Source organism: Shewanella sp. M-Br, assembly GCF_036245925.1.
Taxonomy (GTDB): domain Bacteria; phylum Pseudomonadota; class Gammaproteobacteria; order Enterobacterales; family Shewanellaceae; genus Shewanella; species Shewanella oncorhynchi.
Genome location: NZ_BJBV01000003.1, coordinates 98,995 through 122,084 on the forward strand (window position 1 = coordinate 98,995; position 23,090 = coordinate 122,084).

Here is a 23,090-nt window from a genome sequence, read left to right on the forward strand (position 1 = left end):
TTAATTCGCTCTATTTTTAAAGGGAATAAACTCAGGTTTATTCCCTTTTTTGTTGGGTTTTATAGCTGTAGTCACTACACCTTTGTGTCTACTTCACCTCGAATCTTATTGGGCGATTAAGTAACACTTTGTATTTGTCTGCTTAATTGATATGCCCCTCAGCTTGCCTGTGTTAGAAGTGATTCTGAGTAAAAAATAAATGAGCGGATTAACGGCTTTGTCAGGTGATAAGGCTGCATCGGTTTGGAGTATTTATGTTTCGATGGACTATTTTACTAAGCATCTTTTTAAGCGCAGCGAGCGCTGCATCAATTTAGCCAGAGCCGCAACCGGAGTCTAAGTCAGAGTCGCAACCGTTACAGCACTTCATCTACATTAATCATCGTGAGGCCAACGGAGAAAACATTCGTGCCGACAAGGCGCTGCGCGATCCCCGTTTTGGCGGTGCGCAGATTGTTTATACTTGGCGCAGTTTAGAGCCTAAGCAGGGCGAATATGATTTCAGCGCGATTAGGGCCGATATTGCGTATCTCGATTCGATAGGCAAAAAATTGTGGTTCCAGCTGCAAGAGAAATCCTTTACGCCCAGAGTCAACGTGCCGCATTATTTGCTCGATGATCCTATTTATCAAGGCGGTGTGTTGAAGCAAAGCATGTTGAGCGCGCCAGAGCGTGATCCCAATAAACCGGTGACGGATGATGAGTATGGCTGGTCAGCCAAAATGTGGGAGCCCTCAGTGCGTGCGCGTTATCAACAATTGGTGCGTCAGCTTGGCCAAGAGTTTGATGGGAAAATTGCGGGCATTAACTTTAGTGAAAGCTCAATTGATGTGGGGACTGAAAACGCCGATGGAACGACCACCTTCCCCAGTGATTTTAATCCTAAAGCCTATATCGATGCGATTGGCGAGAATATTCAGGTATTAGCTGAGTCATTTCAGCATTCAACCGCTATGGTGTATTTGAACTTTTTGCCGCACGAATGGCTGCCATGGAATGACAAAGGCTATATGCGAGGCTTATTTGCGCAAGCCAAATCGCTCAACATGGGTGTGGGTGGCCCAGATCTGATGCCTTACCGTAAAAGTCATATGGCACAAAGTTATGCCTTTATTAAAGAGTACCCAGCGACACTGGTGAAAGGTATGGCGGTGCAAGACGGTAATTTGCGGCAGATTAATCCTAAAACGGGTAAAAAGAATACTGTGCCTGAGCTGTTGGATTTTGCGCAAAACTACCTAGGCTTAGACTACATTTTTTGGGTTGAAGATGAACCCTATTTTACGGATGAAGTCTTACAGCAGTTGCCAGATACAAAGGCGAATTAGCTTAGGTTGCCGTTTTAGGTTGTTTAAGGCCGTGATTGTTCAAGCCGATTATTGTTCAAAGCGTAGATAACGAGCTAAGCATCGATAAAGACAAACTAAGACAAACAAAAACGCCCAATTCCATACGGAGTTGGGCGTTTCTGTTTAGGACTTAATACGACTAAATCGCTAAGCAAGTTTGCTTAGCTTTTGCATTAATCCTGTGAATGTCTTGGACGACTCGCACCGTTATTTGGGCGACGGGTGTTTTTCTTTGGGCCATTGGCGTAAGGATTCTCACCCGCTTGGCCACGATTCTCGCCAGCACCTGAACGGCTTTCAGTTGGACGACTAGCGCCTGCGCTATTGGCTCGGCCATCGTTTGAACGTGGTGGACGAGGCTTGGCATCACTGCGGGGTGCGCTACTGGCTTCACCGCTGTGTCTTGGATTCTTGTCGTTTGGCTTGTGACCGCGCGCGACGTCACCGCTGCGTTGACCATCTTTATGCTCGGCGCTTCTTGGGGCACCATCGCGTGAGCTAGGTTGGTTTGAGCTGCGGGTATTTCTACGGCTTGGTACTGATTTACCACTACTTTTTCCGCCGCCACCCAAACGTGATTCTGGCAATTCATGGTTAAAGCCTTCAACCATTTCTCGGTCTAATACGCGATTGATTAAACGCTCGATATCGTTTAGCAGTTTGATTTCTTCGTTACTTACCAGTGACACGGCTTGGCCCGATGCGCCAGCGCGGCCAGTACGGCCGATACGATGCACATAATCTTCAGGCACGTTCGGTAAGTCGAAGTTAACCACTTGTGGCAATTGGTCAATGTCCAAACCACGGGCGGCGATATCGGTCGCAACCAGTACGCGAGCTTGACCATTTTTAAAGTCGGCCAAGGCTTTAGTGCGCGCTGTTTGGCTCTTGTTACCGTGGATAGCGGCGGCTTTAATACCCGCATCTTCAAGGCTTTTCGCCAGACGGTTAGCGCCATGTTTAGTGCGCGAGAATACCAGCACTTGTTGCCAATTGTTTTGCTTGATGAGTTGGATCAACAGTGCCGATTTCTGGCTCTTATCGACAGGGCAAACCCATTGTTTTACTGTGGTCGCCGCCGCGTTACGTGGCGTGACCGAAATTTCGACCGGATTGTTCACTAAGCCTTTTGCCAGCTCACGAATTTCATCGGAGAAGGTGGCTGAGAACATCAGGTTTTGGCGTTGCTTAGGTAAAATGGCCAGGATCTTACGGATGTCGCGGATAAAGCCCATGTCGAGCATGCGATCGGCTTCATCTAATACTAAGATTTCAAGCTGGCTGAATTTCACCGCTTTTTGATTGTACAAATCCATCAATCGACCTGGTGTGGCGACTAATACGTCGACACCGTGGCGCAATTTCGCGATTTGTGGATTGATAGGCACGCCACCAAATATCACCGCTGAGCGCAGTGGTAAATTTTTACCATAGGTTTCAACACTTTCTGCAACCTGAGCCGCCAATTCGCGTGTTGGAGTTAACACTAATGCGCGCACTTGGCCTGCTTGGGCACGGTTACCTTTACTCAGGAGTTCGAGCATAGGTAGGGTGAAACCTGCTGTTTTACCTGTTCCTGTTTGGGCGGCCGCCATCACATCTTTGCCTTGAAGCACAGCGGGAATTGCTTGAGCTTGGATTGGCGAAGGTGTGTCGTAGCCTTGTTCGGCAACGGCTTTAAGTATCGGGGCCGATAAGCCCAGGGAGGTAAAACTCATAGATTGGTCTCTTGTGGCAACGCTTTGCTGCATTTATGGTCAATAGCCAGGTCTGCTGGCGGGCGTGCAGCTTACAGGATCGGGGCCCTAAGTGCCATCGAATAAAGACTTTTGCATAGGGTTTCATTCATATTGGCACATAAATCGCTTGTCAGCGGCTTTCACTCGGCCTCGCTTATCTTTTAGGCGCAAGTTTAGATGGCAGAGTTTGAGGTTATGGAAGTTAATTGATTTCAAGGAATAAGATGACTATTAGGCTTAGTTCATAATATCAATTGAAGTCATAGGCATTTTTTATCTAGAGTTAGAATGAGTTAGCGGTAGATCACGCTACAATAATGAGAGTGGTATAAACTAAAGTCGATTGGAGTAGAATTAATCAATGACGCAATTGGTTTAGCTATCTGTTCAGTTCGTGATTGATGTCATTCGCTGAATTTTTAACAATTAACCAAGCGAAAGCATTATTGAGTGTTTTCACGGTCACGTTTAACTGAGTCATTCATGTTTAACTTAGTCATTTAGATGGAGTGGCTTAAGAGCAGTTCTCTGCATGCTTGCGATTTATCTCACGTTTATTTTAGGATGAGGCATTGTAGGAACGGTTAAAAGCCTCTCATTTATAGGTGGATTATGACAGCGATACAGCATATTGAACGCCTTGCACGAGGACGCAGTGAACAAGCCGTCGCTGTGATTAAAAATGTGCAGCAGATGTCAAATATCCCCATGCATGAGATGCAACTCGCGCTTAAACAATTGCTCAACTGTGGCCGAATTGCGCTGCATTTTCACCCCGATAGAATCGACAGCCGTGGTATGACTGTTGCCGAAGGTTTACTGCGCGATGGTCAATACCGTAGCCAGTTTGAGACCCATATTTCTAATGGTCAGTTGTCACCTGAGTTAGGTGGCCCACGGGATCATTGGGAAAATCAGCTTTTTGGTGATGTATACAAGGGCACTAAATCTCGGCCTAAATACGGTGCACTCGATCTGGGGATGTGGCAGGACGGTCCCGCCCCACGTTTTGGAAGCTGTTATTTTTTGACTCATACGAGTGCGATGGCGCGCTCAACCTTTAGTTATCTCGACTCGTATCGTAATCCGAAAGAGAAAGGCACGCTGTCATGTTTCGATGATATTTTAGCGGCGCTGCTGACTGAGAGTTTTGAGCGTCACTATGCCTTAGGCAAATCCGACTTTAAGCCGCTGAATGTGATCCATTATTTGGGACATCAGCTCAATGCTTCCTTGCTGTCTCGTTTCGAGCGGCCGCTATCGAATAATCTTGACCATTATATCGAGGCGCAGATCCATGGCGATGTTTCCCTCGATGAAGATATCGCCATGCTGGTGGCGGACCCCAGCTTTAGGGGTACTGATATTGGCGCAAGCTTAAGTAAAATTTGCGATAAATATGATATTGAGCTGCAATATCATGGTGGCTTTAGCCTGCATACGGCACAGATCCCCAGTGATTTCCGTGGGCCAACTATGCCATCGCTGGCTAATCGGATTGCCATAGAAGACAGAGTCGATGCCTATGCCATAGGCGTGGCGGCGCGGGATTTATACCATTCTCCCCAGCATTGGCGTGACCGCGGTAATCGTGCGCAAGTCGCCCATGAACTTAAGTTGCTCTGGCATGTGCTAGTGAAATACGGTGGAGTGCAATAAGCGCTAGCTCTTTAAAAATGCTTAATTGTAAACGTAAGCATTAACAACTAAATGAGTTTAGGGCGTAAATAAAACAGCGAGATAACCTCTGGTTAACTCGCTGTTTTTTTCTATAGATATTTTATCGTTAAGGTCGCCTAGCAACCAGTGTCGACTTTTTTATAAGTGGGAACGCCCGTTGTCTCCCATTTATAGTCGATATAGCAATTTGTCGCTTCGACTTGCGCTTCTGTGGGCGTGGCAAGGTTCAGTTTTTGCTTTGGCGTGGCGATAACTTCATAGGTACCGTTGGTGGTGTAAATTCGGTAGGACCACTCATTCACATTTAGCCCTGCCGCTTTAAAAATTTCTGGCGGAGTCGTGTAAGCTGTACTTGGCGTTATACCGCTGGTACTGGCAGCCCAAGGCTGATAGTTTTCGCCACGGATTTCGTCGTAAACGACTCTATTCGTGGTGCCGCTGTTAGTAATTTCCGACTTTGCCTTGAATAAAGTGACGGCGGATTTCATCGAAGCCAGTGCACCTGAGAGCTGACTCTTATAGGCATCTGATTGTAAATTAATGAATTTAGGTGCAGCTACTACGGCTAATACGCCAAGAATAATAATAACCACAACGAGTTCAATCAGGGTGAAACCAGCATTTTTATTTGGCATAGATAGAGGACATTCAATACAAAGAGCTTCATGCTACCTAAGTTTTTTAAATCAGGCTAGTACTAGGTAAAGTTCCGTTAACTCTTAGATTTATTTATCTTTAGCTTGTTTTTGTGAGTCCGCTAGCAAAAGTCTGTGATAGGGTTTCATCTGTTGTAGATGCCTGCGATACTGCGTCCCTATCGGAAATTTTTAACTGTTGCAAGCCCCTTAAACTGAGTTGTTATCGATAGTCGATCCCCGCTACGAGTCGCTTAATTGTTTTCTTGTTGGAGCACCATGGATAAGTCGTTAGAAAAATCCCTTCTCGTTTGGCTTAAAGCCCAGAAAAAAGCCTGTGGCCTGTTCCTTAAATTGTCGTTATGGCTTGGGATGATAAGCGCCGTCGCTATGGTGGCGCAGGCTTATATTATCGCGACGATTCTGGATGGCGTGATCATAGGGCAAGTTATACCGCTAACTGACAATGCCCAAACGATCAGTTCCAGCGTGAATATTGATACCTATACACCTCATTTTATTGCGCTAATTGCCTTGATGTTACTGCGTGCCTTGCTGGCTTATGGGCGTGAACGCGCCAGTTTTGAGGCGGGTAAGCGTCTACGTGGCCATATTCGCGCGGCAGTGATGGACAAGTTGACTAAGCTAGGTCCGGCATTTATTAAAGGTAAACCCGCAGGGAGTTGGGCAAGCATAGTCTTAGAGCAAGTCGAAGATTTACAAGATTTTTATGCCAGATACCTTCCGCAAATCAGCCTTGCTGGTTTTATTCCCGTACTCATTTTAGCGGCGGTATTCCCGATTAACTGGGCGGCAGGCTTAATCCTGTTACTCACAGCGCCATTAATCCCTATGTTTATGATCTTAGTTGGCATGGGCGCTGCCGATGCTAATCGCAAAAACTTCAGTGCGCTTGCAAGATTGAGCGGCCATTTTATGGATAGATTAAAAGGCTTAAGCACCTTGAAACTTTTTCACCGTGGTGATGCCGAGCTTAAGATGATCGCGAGTGCTTCAGAAGAGTTTCGTAGCCGCACTATGTCGGTGCTACGCATGGCATTTTTAAGCTCAGCAGTCTTAGAGTTTTTTGCCGCGGTTTCGATTGCTGTGCTGGCGGTTTACTTTGGTTTCAGTTACTTAGGTCACTTAGATTTTGGCTATTATGGCGCCCATGCCAATATTAGTTCAAGTACAGATCCTGACATGGGCGGTATTCCTTTCAGCTTATTTACTGGGTTATTTATTCTGATTTTAGCTCCTGAGTTTTATCAACCGTTGCGCGACATGGGGACTCATTACCATGCTAAGGCGCAGGCTATAGGCGCGGCAGAAGCTTTGATTACCTTGCTCGAACATCCGGAACCTGAATTTGCCGGCCACGTCCGTATCAATAGCATAGAGACGCTGAGTGCCGACAATCTTGAGGTGTTCAGTGTCGATGGCACGCGTTTACTTGGCCCGCTGAGTTTTGAGTTAAAAGAGGGGAAACGCTTAGCTTTAGTTGGTCCGAGCGGAGCGGGTAAAACCAGTTTACTCAACGCCTTATTGGGATTTTTACCCTACAAGGGCCATTTGTTGATTAATGGCCATGAGTTATCCGCATTAGACTTAGCCCATTGGCGACAGCACTTAGCTTGGCTTGGACAGGAACCGCAGTTATTTCATGGCACAGTGCGGGATAACGTTGCCTTAGCCGACCCAACTCTGCCCGACGATAGGCTGTGGCACTTGCTGGCAGAGGCCAATATTGGCGACTTCGTTAAGGCGCAGCCATTGGGTTTAGATGCCCCAGTCGGTGAACAATCCTCCGGTTTATCCGTTGGCCAAGCTCAACGTATTGCTTTAGCAAGGGCGCTTGGGCAGCAGGCGAGTTTGTTTGTCCTTGATGAACCCACAGCCAGTTTAGATAGCCAGAGTGAGCAGGCGGTGAGTTTTGCGCTGAATCGCGCCATGGCGGGTAAAATGTGCATTATGGTGACCCACAGATTAGATCAGTTAGATCAAATGGATACTATTCTTGTGCTTGATAAAGGCTTGATAGTACAGCGGGGCGACTTTACCACTTTGTCTAACACACACGGCTTATTCCAAACTTTACTGCGTGAAAATGTTGAGTCCGTGGCGGATATTGAACTTGTATCGTTATCGGCAAGCGCAAGTGAGACGCAGCTTGATAGTGACGCTCCACTCGACATTGCCGCCGAGTCTACTAAAGGAGATGCCCAATGAAAGTGCTGATCCCCTTTATTCGATTGTTCTCGCGCCAGTGGCTAATGATGTCCGTGGGCTTGCTGCTGACCATTATTACTTTGATGGCTGGCATAGGTTTACTGTCACTTTCGGGCTGGTTTCTTTCCGCTACCGCTGTTGCAGGTTTGACGATAGTCACGGCGCAGTCCTTTAACTTTTTCACTCCCGCGGGCGGGGTACGTTTCTTATCAATTGCCCGAACAGCTAGTCGTTATGGCGAGCGTTTAGCGACCCATGAGGCGACCTTTAAGTTGCTGACTGAACTTCGTGTTTGGGCGTGGCGTAAACTCTTGCCGCTAAGTGCTAAAAATCTGCAGGGGCTACGCCGTGGCGACATGCTCAATCGCTTAGTGGCCGATATCGATACCCTAGATCATCTTTACCTGCGACTGCTCACGCCTATGGCAGCATCCCTTCTGATGACGGGGCTCTTGTATCTGTTTCTTGCTTGGTTCGATGCCAAACTTGCACTGAGTCTTTGCTTATTCTTAGTCGCTGTTTGGCTGGTGATGCCACTGCTATTTTATCGCCTTGGACACGCGCCAAGCCGAACTATGCTCGAGACCAAGCGTCATTATCGGGTGCAGTTGCTCGATATGTTGCAAGGCCAAGCCGAACTTAGCCTATTTGGCGCGAACGACAGATTCAGGCAAAAACTGAATGATGCTGAAGTTGCACTTTTTCGCAGCCAAGGCGCGATGGCCAATATTACTGCACTCAGCCAAGCCATGTTGATCCTCTCCACGGGCTCAGCCTTGATCATGATGCTGTATTTAGCCGCTCAAGGTGTGGGTGATGCTGTGCCGCCGGGGCCCATGTTTGCACTTATGGTGTTTGCGACTATGGCCTGCGTCGAGATGATGATGCCGATCGCGGGCGCGTTTCAGCATTTATCAGGCTGCGTATTGGCCGCAACGCGAATTAATGAAATCACTGAACAAAAGGCCGATATTCAATTTGCTGTCGATACTGGCCTGAGGGCAAAGTCTGGCGCATTACAGATTGAAGATATCCACTTTGGTTATCGAGACGATCAAAACGTGCTGCAAGGTTTGTCCCTTGAGATAAAAGCCGGGCAAAAAGTCGCGTTACTTGGGCCAACGGGTTGCGGTAAGTCGAGCTTATTGACGCTGATTACCCGAGAATGGCAAGCGCAGCAAGGGCACATCAAGCTCGATGGTCATGCACTTTCAGAGTACAGTGAGCGCGGTCTTAGGGATGCGATTACTGTGATTAGCCAACGCATCTATTTGTTTTCGGGTACTTTGCGGGAAAACTTAGTATTAGCCTTACCTGTCATCGAGGGCGAGAAACGCACTGCCCACGACGCACGCTTGATTGATGTGTTACAGCGGGTCGGACTTGGCGCTTTACTCACGGGTGATAAGCCGCTGGATATGTGGATAGGTGAAGGTGGACGTCAGCTTTCGGGTGGTGAGCAGCGCCGAATTGGTGTTGCTAGGGCGCTGCTGCGTGATGCGCCGCTGTTATTGCTCGATGAGCCAACAGAAGGGCTAGATAAACGCACCGAGCGGGAAATTTTAAGTTTACTGTTTGAATTTGCTCAGGATAAAACCTTGCTGATGATTAGCCATCGTTTAACGGCTATGGCGAAGATGGATCAAATTCATTTACTCGGTCAGGGGAAGATTATTGCGTCTGGTACTCACCAGAGCTTAATTGAAGACAGTGTAGAGTATCAGGCCTTGTACCAAAGACTCGCTTAAGGTTTTTTATTTAATCTTTTAGAATTAAGACGTTGGCGCTCAATATTATAAATAGCGATATATTTTACCCATTAAAAGCGGATATGAATCTATGAACCCTGCGATGCCGGAAGCATTAGCCCCACAAATTAATGCCCATTTTAATGGTAAGTTTGAGGTCGAGCTTAAATACCACTTACTGGATCGCCACGCTTTTTTCGCTGCCTTACAAATGAGAAATCCCGAGGTCATGCTCGAAGATAACCTTGAGCATGACTGTTACTTTGATCTGCCATCACAGTCACTTAAAGGTGAGCACAAGAGCTTGTGTATCCGTGAGATGCAGCCATCGGGGATAATGCTGTGGATAGTGAAAGGGCCAGAAAAAGACCGCTGTGAAGCCGTGAATATCACTGAAGCAACAAAAGCAAAAAGTATGCTGCAGACCTTAGGCTATGAGTGTGTACTGGAAATTAAAAAGCGCCGCAGTATCTATTTTCTGGGTGAATTTCATCTAACAATCGATCATATCGAAGGTTTAGGGGATTTTGCTGAACTCGCGATTATGACCAATGATGAAACCCTATTGCCTAAATATGAAGTGCAATTACAACAACTCGCCGCTGACTTAGGCCTAAGTGAAGTGCAGCGGGAGTGGTTATCCTATCGGCAGTTGCAGCAGGCTTTAAATAATAAGTAATGGTTCAATCTTTTGGATTAACAGCTTGGGGCTTAATAGCTTAAAGTTTCATAGCTTAAGTTTTATGGTTTACACCGCTAGATTTTGCCTAACCAATCCTTCGCAACAAACCGCTATGGCTAAGTTCAAATCCCTTTGAGCGTCACTGTCCATATCGCATTCACCGTTTGTTTTAACTCGCTATCGACGACTTAAACTTAAGCAGCGTACTTTAATTCGAGTATCACATTTCAATTCAAGCCACCTTTACAAATTCAAATTCAAGCGGCTTACATACTGATTACTCAGTTTTATTTGCCGTGAGTTACTTGATGCGTTTTAGCCTAAGCGTTGTGAAAAGGCGAGGTAGCGTTTAACTTCCGCTTCAGGGAATTTTAATTCGTCACCATCTTGAACACTTGAGAGTAAATTCTCCCGAGCGAAGCGTTTAATGGTCGCTGGTGTTTTATCTAGCATTTTGCACACTTCATCTAAGGTTAATAAGTTATCGCTCATGGCACTCTCCCAGTAATTCAATAGAAACATAACCCAAAGAGTATAGAACAATAATTCCAATCAAGATGACGCGGCAGCCTAAACCGCCAAGGCTATGATTCTATTTTGTGGTTGCGGGCGGTTTCCCGCACTTGGCTCTCTATTTGCAGATGGCCTTTTGCCGCTGTGATCGCCAGAACGGCACGGGACTTGAATTCGCGGCGATATAAGGTTGCGACCACAAATAAGCTGGCCGAGATAAAGAGTATCGGGTGTACAAACCAGCACAATACCGCCATTGAAAAGTAATAGGCGCGTAAACCATAGTTATAGGAGTGTGCCGCTTGATCTTGCACTGTTGCCATTTGTCTTGCATAGGCTTTGAGATTGTCATTTGAGCCATCGGTGTCCAGAGGACCCGCGCCTATCATCACGTTCACAAAACCGTATTGGCGCATCGACCAAGTAAACTGGAAGAAGGCCATCACAAAAATGCCGACTAGCAGGGCTAACTTGACTTGCACCAGCGCATGATTCGGTGGCGTGGCGAAGGGAATCGTCGCAATAACACTTTCTAGTCGCTCAACTTGGGCAAATAAGGTCAGCACACCCGCGAGCACAAACAGGGTTGTTGAGGCAAAAAAGGCAATATTGCGCTCAAGGTTGGCCAGTAGCGCCGCATCCCCCACACGCACGCCGCGGGTCATTACCTCTAGCATCCAGTAAATTCTATGCTTATGCAGACCACGGGCAATACAGTCTGTATCTCTCGCCTTGCTACGGGCAAAGGCGGTGTAGCCAGCCCAAGAAACGATAAACCACACCAATGCAGAAATATCTAACAACGAAAATGTCATAGCTACCTTGAGAAAGTGACCTTGATAAAGTGAAAATTAATCAATCGATTGAAGGCTGATTATGAAGGTTTTTATCTCTTATGCGCAATCCCCTAGTATCACTTTGAAATCCATCCTATTCACAATTTGAAGCCGCTCACATTGGTTTTGAAGCCTCTTGCTTAGTGAGACTCAGTTTTGGAGAAATTATTGTCAGGTAAGTTAGTTAGAAAAGTGCGTTTGTACTGGTCATATCTCGAAGCAAGCCACTTGGGCATTAAGCGTCCTTATGCTATTGCGTTAGACGCTTGACCCTGACCGTTGTGTTCCATCTTTTGATTGCGGCCTTTCGGCCGAGGTGAATCAAGGTCGTGGGGCTTCACCCCACACCTGACCAAGGAGGACTGCTCGTCCTATCCTCTTTGGATGCTCCAAGACGCCCTTAACGAAGTTACATGCATTGATTAGTGGCTTCGTGCTTATTCGAAAATCGCTAACGCTTCCTATGGGGTGTCCCTTCCCCCCGAAAGTCCCCCCGAAAGCTACGCAGACGTCCTGTCTCTTTACCGCGCATTTAATTCAGTATTTTTCGTTGCAATTTTATCTGGATTCAATTAGATTCGACCCATACCTCGCGACTAGGAGCATCTCCAGTCATTAAGCAGGTCACTACGGGTCATGAACCATTTTACTGAATGCACTCGTATCTTGATTAAGTGCTATTACTTATTCAGATACAGTGCATGAAAGTAAGCCAATTCCTCGAACTATTCAGTGTAAACAGTCTGCATTGCGAAACGCTTGCATAACCTCTATTTGATAATGTCGTTATATTTAGTTTGATTATATTTCAATATACATAAACCTATTGCTAGATTATAACAGCGATTAATTATAATATAATTCCATAATTTCATCGTTAAGTTGGTCTTTCATTGTGGAAAAAAGAAGTTTAGATAAAGTCTTTTTGTCGATTTTTCATGATAAGTTTTCTTTCAACGACTTTATTGTTTTTGATCTGTCAAGTAATTATAAAAAGTTGATGGTTAACAACAGAGAAGTTTTTTCGGCATCAAAAGAGTTGAAGTATATCCATAAATTTATCAATAGTTCTATCCTTGCTTATGCTAAATATAATAAAGATGTTGTGTACTCGTACACGAAAGGTGTAAGTATAAGAGATGCTATCGAGAAACACTCTGGGAGTAAGTTTTTTCTTCAGACGGACATATCTAATTTCTATGGTAGTTTGAATAGGGATAATATTGAAATTTCATTACGCTATCAGATTGATAACTTCCCAATTTCAGATATAGAAGACTATATTGACTTGATAGTTTATCTTACTGTTGTTGAGGATAAGTTACCAGCTGGTTTTTCAACGTCTCCTCTTTTGAGTAATTTGTGTCTTTTAGATTTTGACACTGCACTGCTAAAATATGCAAATGAAAATAAATTAGTATACACTCGATATTCTGATGACCTTATCATATCAAGTGTGAACGATAGGCTTGATAATGACATTGTATTAAAAATAGAAAGTTTATTATGTGAGCATGTAAATGATAGTATTTCGTTAAATCAGTCTAAAACAAAATTTAACCACATTGGAAATTCATTTAAACTATTAGGATTGAATATATTGCCTAATGGTACAGTTACAATTCCTAGTTCAGAAAAGAAAAAGTTAGAAACACTAATATATCTTTATTTTACAGATAAAGATAAATTTATTGATTTCACAAATAATAACATTAAATATAACAAGGAAAGTAAAGAGAGAACTGTTGTAGAGGTAGGTACTAGATATATTACGAATAAATTAGTTGCATTTAACTCAATGGATCCTGAATATGTTAATAAGTTGAGGCGTAAGTACGGGAATACAGTGATTGAAATGTTTCTTAGACAGTCGGTAAATTAAGATGAAATTTACAGTAACACTTAAGGAAGTTCAGCATATTAGCAATTTGACTGTTGAGGTTGATTTAACTAAGAACAAAATAATTTGCATTGCAGGTAAGAATAGTGTTGGGAAAACTACATTAGTTCGTGCAATCAGAAATTTGTCTATAAATAATACTTTCCAGGAAACCGCTGCCCCTTACATTTTTAATCGCGACAGTTCAATTACTTATAGCTTCGATGATGGGCGTGAACCGATAGTTTTTTCGTATAGCAAATTTGTAAATTCGATCGATACGAAACAGAATATTCCTAGTGATATTAGAGGGTTAATTACTGTAGAGCTACCTATACCGCACGGGGAGAGATTTAACCACTTTCAGCGGCTTGCTGGAATGGATGAGCAGTTAAGAGCTAGGATTTCTGTTGGTGACTATAATACACCCAATGATCTGATTATATTTTTAAACTCGATTTATGGTGGGAATAGATTTGACAGTTTAAAAGAAATATTAATTGGAAGGGAGTTGTATTATTTCATTATTAAAGATGATGAGCAAAGGTATTATATTAGGGAGGATTATCTTAGCTCAGGTGAATATTTTTTGATAAATCTTTATAAACAGTTTAGGAAAAGAACAAAACTTATAGTTGTCGATGAAATTGACATATCTCTAGATGCAAGTGCACAAGTTAAATTAGTTGAAATGCTTAGGAAATATTGCCAACGATACCAGGTTAATATCCTTTTTACTACTCACTCTTTAGCTTTAATAAAAACTTTATTAGAGGAAGAGTTGTACTATGCTGAGGCAGAAGAGCTCGAGGTGAAAATATTTCAGAGGTCATACAATTATATAAAAAGCATAATGTATGGTTTTAAAGGGTGGGATAGATATATTCTTACTGAGGATGAATGCCTTCAAGATTATATTGAGTACCTAGTGTCAAATGAAACTTGTTTTTACAAGTTTCAAGTCATATACATTGGTGGGGCTACGCAAGTAATAGACCTTAAAAATAGAAATATAGAAATGAATTGTTTTGGTGAACAACAACATGTCTTAGCTGTTTTGGATGGAGATCAAGTCGGTAAAGGTTATCTTTCGGATATTGATAATGTAGTTTTTCTACCATTTGATAATATTGAGATGGAAATTTTTAGAGCCTATAATGAGTCGCCAGAATTTCCATTTTTAAAACCAATTGAGTTTCATGGTGGTTCTGATTCAAAACGAGCAAAAAGTCTATTCAAAATGTTGTTAAGAACTCAATATAATGGCAGGAACATAACATTTGGCGATATTTATTCTTATTTGGAAACTAGATCAGAAGATGGGGTTAGGCTTTTTAAAAATGAGCTTTTGACATTTCTAAATGTCCCTAAATAGAATTTATTTAATATTTACTAATGATTATAAATAGATAAGTCTATATTATCTAAGAAAAAGAAGATTCATAAGTGAAATCTATCAAGACACACATTGTTAAATTTTGCAATGAAAAGACAAAATTGAGGCATGTTCAGGCTAACAGGATACTCTGTGGTTAGCAGGATTAAGCGTCTACATGGAAGTGACCGTTAGTGACATGGATGTCACGGTCGTACTTGCTGCGAGTCACTGAAATGACGGTGCTTAATCATTGATTTGATAAGTTTATCGAGACATGTACGTAAGCAAAATATGGGCGTCACTCTTTTAGGATTAACTGCCGACACCAAGACCACGGAAGTTTAGAAGGTGCCACTGATTCCTGTGTTCATTTCTCGAATTGAATTTAGGTATAAGCATTCATTACCAAATAAAAAAGCCAGACTTAGTCTGGCTTTTTTTCAACTCTCACAGGTGAGCGATATTACTCTTCGCCATCACCCAGTGATAACAATGTCGCATTACCACCAATGGCGGTGATGTTGTTGGTGCGAGTCTTTTCAGTCACAAAACGGGTTAAGTAGTGTGGGCCACCGGCTTTAGGGCCTGTACCTGACAGGCCTTGACCACCGAAAGGCTGTACACCCACCACAGCGCCGATTTGGTTGCGGTTAATGTACACGTTACCCACGTTCACTTTATCTGCAACTTCAAGGGCATGGCCTTCGTTACGGCTGTGGATACCTAAGGTTAAACCAAAGCCTGTGCTGTTGATCTCATCGATCACTTTGCTAAGATCCGCTGCCTTGTAGCGGATAATGTGCAGGATTGGGCCAAAGTGCTCTTTCTCCAGCACTTTAATTGAGTCGATTTCCACGGCAGTTGGCGACACGAAGTGACCGTTCTCAGTGTCAGCAGGCAGCGGCATTTGCTTGATAAGCTTACCGACTTGCTTGATATGATCGATATGCGCATCTAAGTTGGCTTTGGCGGTGGCGTCAATCACGGGGCCTACGTCGGTTTTGATTGAACTTGGGTTGCCAATCACTAACTCATCCATGGCGCCTTGCAGGACTTCGATCACGCGATCGGCGATGTCTTCTTGGAGGAAGAGCACGCGCAGTGCGGAGCAGCGTTGGCCCGCGCTGGTGAATGACGATGAAACCACATCGTTAACCACTTGCTCGGGTTGAGAGGTAGAGTCCACTACCATGGCATTTTGGCCGCCAGTTTCGGCGATTAATGGAATAATCGCGCCTTCGCGGTTGGCGAGTGTGCGGTTAATCAGTTTTGCTGTGCCAGTTGAACCGGTAAAGCACACGCCACCGATACGTTCATCGGCCGTAATTGCGCTACCCACAGTCGCACCAGTACCCGGTAGGAATTGCAGCACTTCGACAGGAATACCTGCTTGATGAGCGAGTTGCACCGCACGGTAACCAATAATTGAGGTTTGCTCCGCGGGTTTTGCGATGACGGTATTACCCGCCGCTAATGCCGCAGAGACTTGACCGAGGAAGATGGCCAATGGGAAGTTCCATGGGCTGATACACACGAATACGCCGCGGCCTTGGAGGAACAGTTCGTTCAGTTCACCCGTTGGGCCTGGAAGTAGTTCAGGTTTTGCCATCATCTTCTTGGCTTGTACTGCGTAGTAACGACAGAAATCAACGGCTTCACGGACTTCGTCGATACCGTCTTGAATGCTCTTGCCCGCTTCACGGGTACAAAGAGCGATCAATTCTTCGCGGTTTTCTTCTAATAAATCGGCCAATTTTTGCAGTGCAGATGTACGGGTTTCCACTGGTGTGCGTGCCCAAGAGGCAAATGCTGCTTCAGCAGACGCGACGGCTGCTTCGATTGCAGCTTTGTCGGCGAAGGCGACTTGACCTACGGTTTGGGTAGTGTCGTATGGGCTAACAACCGTTTTATGTTCGCCAGTTAAGGTTTTACCGTTAACCAGAGGGCCCGCTTGCCATTGGGTATTTTTAAACTGTTCTAGTGCCGCGAAAAATGGCCCAGATTCGGAAATGATGTTCATATTGAGTCCCTTGGAATTTTTGCGATCGCTACCGAAAATATCGGCAGGTAAAACGATTCTGTTGTTAGCCAGGGTTTTATAGCCCGTCAGCGTTGTTAGCGGATGTACCACTAATGACTCTATGGGGGTTTTAGGATCCACCAGTTTGTGGACGAACGAAGTATTCGCGCCGTTTTCTAGCAGACGACGGACTAAATAGGGCAGTAGATCTTTATGGGCACCGATAGGGGCATAAATACGTACCGCTTTAGCACCGGCTTCAGCCAGAATCGTGTCGTACAGCTCTTGTCCCATGCCGTGTAAGCGTTGGAACTCATGGTTACGATCGCCCGCCATATCGGAAATTGCCGCAACGGTTTGCGCATTGTGGCTAGCAAATTGTGGGTAGATAGCACCGCGAGTCGCATCCGATAACAAGTAACGGGCGCAGGCGAGGTAAGAAACGTCAGTACCGGCTTTGCGAGTGTAGAGTGGATAAGCGGCTTCGCCAGCTTGTTGCGCCCACTTAAGTTCGCTATCCCAATAGGCGCCTTTAACTAAGCGAACTGGGATTTCATCCCCTTGATCTTTCGCTAGACGCGTTAACCAAACCAGTACGGGCAGGGCACGCTTAGAGTAGGCTTGTACTACTATGCCGAGTAATCCCCAGCCTTTAGTTGCTTCAGAATTAAACAGTTTTTGGAACAGTTTTAGTGATAACTCGAGGCGATCGACTTCTTCAGCATCGATAGAGATACCGATATTTAAGCCACGTGCCAGCTTAATCAGGCGAATCACTGTGTCGTACAGTTCAGTCAAGACGCGGTCTTCATTGGCCACTTCGTAACGTGGGTGCAATGCCGATAGCTTGATGGAGATTGTTGGGCGCGGTGATTCATTTTCGTTATAGCTTTGAGCACCGAGCTCAGTTATCGCATTGGCGTAATCGGTATAGTATTTCTCGGCATCTTTGCGAGTTAACGCCGCTTCGCCCAGCATGTCGTATGAATGGGTATAACCTAACTTACGTTTGTCTTCGCTGTTTTTTAGGGCTTCTTTCATGTTGCGGCCCAGTACGAACTGCTTACCCATGATCTTCATCGCTGCCATCATGGCTTGACGGATCACAGGTTCACCGAGGCGATTCACTAAGCGGCTCAGCAAGTTGCTTGGGGTGCCATCGAGTTTTTTATCGAGTTTAACGATTTTACCTGTGAGCATTAAGCCCCAGGTCGATGCGTTAACTAGCACTGAGTCACTCTTGCTCATGTGCTCATCCCACTTAGCGCCTGAAAGCTTATCTTCAATCAGCGCATCGGCAGTGGCCGCATCGGGAATTCGTAGTAAAGCTTCGGCTAAACACATCAGGATAATGCCTTCCTGTGTTTCTAAGCTGTACTGTTGCAGGAAGGCATCTATGCCGACCATCAAACCTTTTTTATCGAATTGACGAACCTTATTGACCAGTTCGTGGGCACGACGAGTGACGCGCTCTATGGCTTCATCACTTGAGGGAACTAGTTTGATCAGCTCTGACAAGTATTGTTCTTCATCGACAATGTAGTTGTCGCTGACTGCTTTGAACAGTTCGTCGAGATTGGCAGAATCGTAGCGGCCTGCCAGCACTTCACTCGCTTTGAACATAGTTATCGCTTCCATCTTGGCCGTTATTGGGGCGCTATTGTTGAAACAAATTGGGAGGCGCCAAACGCATTTGATATTTTGTATACAATATGAAGGTTTGCGCGCGCAGATTATACAACCAAAATGTGACGGACAACACTATAGCGTGAAAGATTGTGAAGTTTGTTTGATTAGCTTGCTAATAAGTCGATGTAACGCTTGATTGACAAAAAAGCCAGTGTTTGAAAACACTGGCTTTTGGGAGGTAAATTAAGACTTTTTGTGTGTCAGACTCACATCCAACGTTTTTTATTGCGACGTTGTGGTCTAGGTAAATACACTAAAATAATGCCTAGGATTAAGCCCATGCCTGCGATTAATCCACCTTGGCGCCAAAGTTCAAAACGCTCATCTTGAGCTGTGCGATCTACCGCATTTTTCAGTTGATCACGTTCTTGAGTCGTTTTAGCTAGGGTGGTTTCTAACTCGCTTAGTTTAGCTTTTAATTCGAGCAGTTCGTCGGCATGATTATCCGTTGAACTTGATACTTCAGCTAATTTAGCTTTGGCCTGTGCGAGTTCAGTTGTTAACGCAGGGACTTGCTCACGGAAACTTTGAGTCGAACTGATCAAGTTGGTTTGTACCCAACCTTCACGGCCTTTATGGTCGATTATTTTGGAGTAATCACCTTGAGTTTCGTTGAGCAGTGTCACAGGTTGACCCGCTTCAATTGATCCAACAATTCGAAACTCAGTACCAGGGCCACCTAAAAGATAAAGAAACACGTTATCCGAGATGTAGCGGGATTGGCCTTCGGCCAGCAGGTTGGAAGACAGCAAGATCATTCCTACCAGAGTCAGGAGTCTAAACACTTTTGTATTCTCATCAACGAAATAGTCTGCACATGCTAGGGATTTGAGGCCTGTAATGCAAGAGGGAAGTCATAGACTTCCCTCAACTTTACGGCATCCATGCTATGACCATTCCAATTTAATTCAATCTTTCCTACGACCTTCTAGTCCTAGGCGCTAATACTGCTTAATGTCAGCAACACATTTAGCGAGACTTCTTAATTAAAAATACCTTTAATCATATAGAAGAAGATGATTGATAGGCCAGCACCTGCTGGTAAGGTCACAACCCAAGATACGACGATATTACGTACCACACCAATGTTAATCGCTGCGATACCACGGGCCATACCTACACCTAATACCGCACCCACTAAGGTTTGTGTGGTAGAAATAGGTAAACCAGTGCTAGAAGCAATAACTACAGTTGTTGCCGCGGCTAATTCTGCCGCAAAACCACGACTTGGCGTTAAGTGAGTGATATTTTTTCCGATAGTTTGCATAACGCGCTGACCAAAAATCGCCAGACCCATCACAATACCTACGGCACCCAAAGGTAAAATCCACCAGACTAGAGGTGATTTCGCTGCAATCTCACCACCGCTATTGACGACAGAAACAACCGCCGCTAATGGACCAATCGCATTTGCTACATCGTTTGAACCATGGGCAAAAGCCATACAACAAGCTGTCAGGACCATCAGGATCGCAAACACTTTTTCAACGTTTTTGAACTGGGTTTGACGATCTGCTTTATCACTCATTTGTAAGCGTGAAATGGCGATTTTACCTAAGATACCAACTACAGCTGCAATAGCACCTGCGAGTAGGTAAGACTCGGTAACTGAGAAATGCAGACCAACATGGGATAAGCCTTTCATAATCGTCATTAATGACATGATGAAACCAGCAAATGCCATATAGAAAGGTACGAAACGCTTAGCATTACTCAATGGATCGTCAGTGTTGAAAATGAGTTTTTGAGTGCTTTGGAAGAGGATGAATGCCATAAAGCCCGAAATAGCGGGGGTTACGACCCAAGAGCCTACAATCCCGCCCACTTTATCCCATGAGACTGAATCTGCACCAACACCCACGGCGGCGAAACCAATAATGGCACCGACGATGGAGTGAGTCGTTGATACCGGCCAGCCAAGGGCCGATGCGACGACAAGCCAAATACCTGCTGCCAACAATGATCCTATCATGCCGTAAACCAGCAATTCAGGAGTCGCAGTGAAATAGCTAGAATCAATAATACCGCTACGAATTGTATTGGTAACTTCGCCCCCAGCTAAAAATGCACCGGAAAACTCAAAGATCATTGCGATAATAATCGCTTGTTTAATTGTAATTGCGTTTGAACCTACAGAGGTTCCCATCGCATTGGCGACGTCATTCGCCCCAATACCCCATGCCATGAGAAAACCAAATGCAGCCGCAATGGCAATAAGCCACGGGCCATTGGTGACTAAGACGTTAGCCACCTCAATACCTGCATCAACCATATTGATACCTTGATAACCTTAATTTGTTAAACGCGAGCCAGCATAAGCTCAAGACGCGAACCGACGCGTTCGGCAAGATCTGCAAGACCACCGACCCATTCAATCGTTTTGTAGAGGAACATCACATCGACAGGATTCAATTCAGATTCCATAGCGAATAACTGACGGCGTAACTGAATTTGTAGATCGTCAGTATCTTCTTCGATGATATCGAGTTCGTTGATCATTTTTGCCACTAAGTCGACTTCACGGCCACGGAAACCTGTTTCTAACAGATCTTCGAGTTCATTAATGACTTGTTTTGCTAGTGCTACCGCATCGATACAGCGTTGTAGATAAGCAATAAATGGGACTTGCATGACCTGAGGGATTAACAGCTGACGGCCGATAACACGACCGGAAATATCTTTGGCTTTGTTGGCTATCTTGTCTTGTTGAGTTAAAAGTTCCAATAAATCTGTACGTTCTACTGGCATAAATAAACCGCTTGGCAGAGTAAGGCGGATTTCACGTTTTAGTGAATCTGCTTGCTTCTCGGCTAAACTAATTTGCTTACGTAATTGAACTGCACTGTCCCAGTTGCCTGTGATAGTGGCTTCGAAAAAGGGGACGAGTAACGATGCGCAATCGTGTACTTTGTCCATGTGCTCTTGAAGAGGCTTAATTGGCGATTTTGCAAACACGCCCAAAATAGAGTTTACTGGCATTGCCGTTTACCTATTTAGATTGTTCCATTATTGGAAAAAGCGGGCGCATGTTAACCTATGCGTCCGCGTATTGAAACTGTGTTTTTTCAGAAAAAACGACAGGTTTATTCTAACGGGTTATATACCAACTGCAAAACCAAATCCTACGGGATTTTTATGACACATTTGTGACATTATGAACTAAAGATGACGCATCGATGAATATTTGATGACAAAGTGAGCGGTTACGCAATGAATGCTGAGATTGAATTAAAACTGTTTTTCCTGCCGATATATCAAGAATCCCTGATAAATAAGTTAGATAGTCTCGATAATGCCGTACCTCAAGGTCAACGTCGTTTGGCGAATGGTTACTTCGACACCCCTGACTTGCAATTACGTCAGTGGGACATGGGATTGCGGGTGCGCGGTTACGATGCGCACCGAGAGCAGACCATAAAAACCGCAGGACAAGTCGTGGGCGGCATTCATTCTCGGCCCGAATATAATGTGACTATCCAATCCGATAGCCCAGACTTAAGTCTATTTCCTACCAGCATTTGGCCCGCTGATGCTGATTTAGCGGCGACGCAAGCTCAGTTGACTTGTATATTTCACACCGATTTTTATCGTCGCGCTTGGCATGTTCAGATTGATAACAGCGTAGTCGAAGTGGCGTTAGACATAGGTGAAATCACCGCCAATGGTCAGCAAGAAGCCCTGTGTGAGCTCGAGTTTGAACTCCTCAGTGGCGATACTGAGGCGCTACTTAAGCTGGCGATGCAGGTGGCGAGTGTTGTGCCCGTGCGTTTAGGTAAGGCCAGTAAAGCGCAGCGGGGCTATCGATTGGCGGGCAAGGCTAAGCCGCTCGATTTAAAAGCATTGGAATTTCTGCCACTGGCCGAGTCACACGATTCTTCACAGGATTTAAGTGCAAACTGCCAAATCCTGCTTGAAACCGCCCTTGAGCGCTGGCAATTATTAGAGAGCATGATTGCAGAGGAAAGCGACCCTGAAGCCTGTGTGGCACTATGGTGGCGGATGCGCGCCTGTATTCGTTTGCTGCGCATGACCTTAAATCAGTTCGAATTATTGAATGTGACACTGTCTAGCCAATTTATGCTGATTGAAAAGCAGCTCGATTTTATTGAGCAGGCACAGGCGTTGACCGCCTTGCTTGGTAGCCAAAGAGGCTTATTTGCTAAACTTGGCCAACATGCCCAAGTTAAAGCGCGACTTCTGGCGCAACTGACAGAGATTAATCTGACGGAACGCTTACTCTCCCTATGGCAACAGACCGAATATGGTCAATTACAGCTGGCTATTGTTGAACTGTTGCTAAAGATCAGTGCTGGTGAAGTGGATATCACCCATCAGCCTAGCTTACACCAGCATGCCGATCGTGCTCAGCAAGCTTCTTGGATGGCGATAATTGAGGTCATGCCACTCAATAGCGTCATGACAGCGGCAAATTATCTACAAGTGGCCACAGTGTTGGATGCGAGCATTCTTGTGGGTCATGCCTACGGCAGTTTATATGAGGCGAAATCACGGGACGCATTTCGTGCACCTTGGCAAGATCTCGCGCTTGGGATTAAAACTTTGGCTTGTTATCGCGCCTTACAGGATGCGAGTCGGGAGTTAGATATCAATTTAGCTGAGTGGCTGGAAGACAAGCAGCAGAGTTTGTTGTTTGCTATGGAATCGACACGCCGTAACGCGATGCAACAGCAGGTCTACTGGTAATATTACTTT

At 44.9% G+C, this 23,090-nt stretch carries 16 protein-coding genes; 8 read left to right on the forward strand and 8 right to left on the reverse strand.

Features of this window, described 5'->3' with window-relative positions; translation table 11 throughout:
• Nucleotides 1-551: 551 nt before the first annotated feature.
• Nucleotides 552-1,328, forward strand: a complete 777-nt coding sequence (locus tag AAA952_RS03435; protein ID WP_338254419.1) for a hypothetical protein — start codon at nucleotides 552-554, stop codon at nucleotides 1,326-1,328.
• Between the two features lie 194 nt (nucleotides 1,329-1,522).
• Here the strand turns inward: AAA952_RS03435 and AAA952_RS03440 are convergent, their stop codons facing one another.
• Nucleotides 1,523-3,067: a DEAD/DEAH box helicase gene (locus AAA952_RS03440; protein ID WP_338254421.1), complete on the reverse strand. Its 1,545-nt coding sequence runs from the start codon at nucleotides 3,065-3,067 to the stop codon at nucleotides 1,523-1,525.
• Between the two features lie 633 nt (nucleotides 3,068-3,700).
• On the opposite strand from AAA952_RS03440, the gene AAA952_RS03445 reads away from it, so the two are divergent.
• Nucleotides 3,701-4,747, forward strand: coding sequence for a DUF3626 domain-containing protein (locus tag AAA952_RS03445; protein ID WP_338254423.1), 1,047 nt, complete (start codon nucleotides 3,701-3,703; stop codon nucleotides 4,745-4,747).
• A 137-nt stretch (nucleotides 4,748-4,884) separates the two neighbouring features.
• Here AAA952_RS03445 and AAA952_RS03450 read toward each other — a convergent pair whose 3' ends face one another.
• Nucleotides 4,885-5,403, reverse strand: a complete 519-nt coding sequence (locus tag AAA952_RS03450) for a type II secretion system protein (RefSeq protein ID WP_263266145.1) — start codon at nucleotides 5,401-5,403, stop codon at nucleotides 4,885-4,887.
• 279 nt (nucleotides 5,404-5,682) lie between these two features.
• Here AAA952_RS03450 and cydD point away from each other — a divergent pair, with 279 nt between their 5' ends.
• From cydD to cyaB, 3 genes are all read left to right on the forward strand, one after another.
• The gene (gene cydD, locus AAA952_RS03455; RefSeq protein ID WP_338254427.1) at nucleotides 5,683-7,632 is read left to right on the forward strand and encodes a heme ABC transporter permease/ATP-binding protein CydD; all 1,950 of its coding nucleotides are present in this window, start codon (nucleotides 5,683-5,685) and stop codon (nucleotides 7,630-7,632) included.
• Nucleotides 7,629-9,380 (forward strand): heme ABC transporter ATP-binding protein/permease CydC, encoded by a 1,752-nt coding sequence (cydC, locus tag AAA952_RS03460; RefSeq protein ID WP_338254429.1) that lies wholly within the window; start codon nucleotides 7,629-7,631, stop codon nucleotides 9,378-9,380. The genes cydD and cydC overlap by 4 nt, the downstream gene beginning before the upstream one ends.
• A gap of 91 nt (nucleotides 9,381-9,471) precedes the next feature.
• Complete coding sequence (gene cyaB / locus AAA952_RS03465; RefSeq protein WP_113939036.1) at nucleotides 9,472-10,059, forward strand: class IV adenylate cyclase; 588 nt, start codon at nucleotides 9,472-9,474, stop codon at nucleotides 10,057-10,059.
• 318 nt (nucleotides 10,060-10,377) lie between these two features.
• Here cyaB and AAA952_RS03470 read toward each other — a convergent pair whose 3' ends face one another.
• Both AAA952_RS03470 and AAA952_RS03475 read right to left on the reverse strand, forming a co-directional pair.
• Nucleotides 10,378-10,554 carry a helix-turn-helix domain-containing protein gene (locus tag AAA952_RS03470; protein WP_006082937.1) on the reverse strand — a complete coding sequence of 59 codons (177 nt, stop codon included), beginning with the start codon at nucleotides 10,552-10,554 and terminating at the stop codon, nucleotides 10,378-10,380.
• A 92-nt stretch (nucleotides 10,555-10,646) separates the two neighbouring features.
• The gene (locus AAA952_RS03475; RefSeq protein ID WP_131524297.1) at nucleotides 10,647-11,390 is read right to left on the reverse strand and encodes a DUF599 domain-containing protein; all 744 of its coding nucleotides are present in this window, start codon (nucleotides 11,388-11,390) and stop codon (nucleotides 10,647-10,649) included.
• 916 nt (nucleotides 11,391-12,306) lie between these two features.
• Between AAA952_RS03475 and AAA952_RS03480 the strand changes: the two genes are divergently transcribed.
• Entirely contained in the window at nucleotides 12,307-13,293 is a 987-nt protein-coding gene (locus AAA952_RS03480) for a reverse transcriptase domain-containing protein (RefSeq protein WP_198571863.1), read from the forward strand.
• A 1-nt stretch (nucleotide 13,294) separates the two neighbouring features.
• Nucleotides 13,295-14,665, forward strand: a complete 1,371-nt coding sequence (locus AAA952_RS03485) for an AAA family ATPase (protein WP_198571862.1) — start codon at nucleotides 13,295-13,297, stop codon at nucleotides 14,663-14,665.
• A gap of 466 nt (nucleotides 14,666-15,131) precedes the next feature.
• On the opposite strand, the gene putA is transcribed toward AAA952_RS03485, so the two are convergent.
• From putA to AAA952_RS03505, 4 genes are all read right to left on the reverse strand, one after another.
• Nucleotides 15,132-18,326: a bifunctional proline dehydrogenase/L-glutamate gamma-semialdehyde dehydrogenase PutA gene (gene putA / locus AAA952_RS03490; RefSeq protein ID WP_338254445.1), complete on the reverse strand. Its 3,195-nt coding sequence runs from the start codon at nucleotides 18,324-18,326 to the stop codon at nucleotides 15,132-15,134.
• Between the two features lie 257 nt (nucleotides 18,327-18,583).
• Entirely contained in the window at nucleotides 18,584-19,135 is a 552-nt protein-coding gene (locus tag AAA952_RS03495) for a TIGR04211 family SH3 domain-containing protein (protein ID WP_338254594.1), read from the reverse strand.
• 224 nt (nucleotides 19,136-19,359) lie between these two features.
• Nucleotides 19,360-20,649 (reverse strand): inorganic phosphate transporter, encoded by a 1,290-nt coding sequence (locus AAA952_RS03500; protein ID WP_212600432.1) that lies wholly within the window; start codon nucleotides 20,647-20,649, stop codon nucleotides 19,360-19,362.
• Nucleotides 20,650-20,675: 26 nt separating this feature from the next.
• Entirely contained in the window at nucleotides 20,676-21,356 is a 681-nt protein-coding gene (locus AAA952_RS03505; RefSeq protein ID WP_105251552.1) for a TIGR00153 family protein, read from the reverse strand.
• A gap of 231 nt (nucleotides 21,357-21,587) precedes the next feature.
• Between AAA952_RS03505 and AAA952_RS03510 the strand changes: the two genes are divergently transcribed.
• Complete coding sequence (locus AAA952_RS03510; protein WP_338254451.1) at nucleotides 21,588-23,081, forward strand: CYTH domain-containing protein; 1,494 nt, start codon at nucleotides 21,588-21,590, stop codon at nucleotides 23,079-23,081.
• The last annotated feature ends 9 nt before the right edge of the window (nucleotides 23,082-23,090 follow it).

Coding starts and splice junctions, on each gene's coding strand:
- AAA952_RS03440 (WP_338254421.1), bottom strand. CDS start 3,067: ATGAGTTTTACCTCCCTGGGCTTATCGGCCCCGATACTTAAAGCCGTT.
- AAA952_RS03445 (WP_338254423.1), top strand. CDS start 3,701: ATGACAGCGATACAGCATATTGAACGCCTTGCACGAGGACGCAGTGAA.
- AAA952_RS03450 (WP_263266145.1), bottom strand. CDS start 5,403: ATGCCAAATAAAAATGCTGGTTTCACCCTGATTGAACTCGTTGTGGTT.
- cydD (WP_338254427.1), top strand. CDS start 5,683: ATGGATAAGTCGTTAGAAAAATCCCTTCTCGTTTGGCTTAAAGCCCAG.
- cydC (WP_338254429.1), top strand. CDS start 7,629: ATGAAAGTGCTGATCCCCTTTATTCGATTGTTCTCGCGCCAGTGGCTA.
- cyaB (WP_113939036.1), top strand. CDS start 9,472: ATGAACCCTGCGATGCCGGAAGCATTAGCCCCACAAATTAATGCCCAT.
- AAA952_RS03470 (WP_006082937.1), bottom strand. CDS start 10,554: ATGAGCGATAACTTATTAACCTTAGATGAAGTGTGCAAAATGCTAGAT.
- AAA952_RS03475 (WP_131524297.1), bottom strand. CDS start 11,390: ATGACATTTTCGTTGTTAGATATTTCTGCATTGGTGTGGTTTATCGTT.
- AAA952_RS03485 (WP_198571862.1), top strand. CDS start 13,295: ATGAAATTTACAGTAACACTTAAGGAAGTTCAGCATATTAGCAATTTG.
- putA (WP_338254445.1), bottom strand. CDS start 18,326: ATGGAAGCGATAACTATGTTCAAAGCGAGTGAAGTGCTGGCAGGCCGC.
- AAA952_RS03495 (WP_338254594.1), bottom strand. CDS start 19,135: ATGATCTTGCTGTCTTCCAACCTGCTGGCCGAAGGCCAATCCCGCTAC.
- AAA952_RS03500 (WP_212600432.1), bottom strand. CDS start 20,649: ATGGTTGATGCAGGTATTGAGGTGGCTAACGTCTTAGTCACCAATGGC.
- AAA952_RS03505 (WP_105251552.1), bottom strand. CDS start 21,356: ATGCCAGTAAACTCTATTTTGGGCGTGTTTGCAAAATCGCCAATTAAG.
- AAA952_RS03510 (WP_338254451.1), top strand. CDS start 21,588: ATGAATGCTGAGATTGAATTAAAACTGTTTTTCCTGCCGATATATCAA.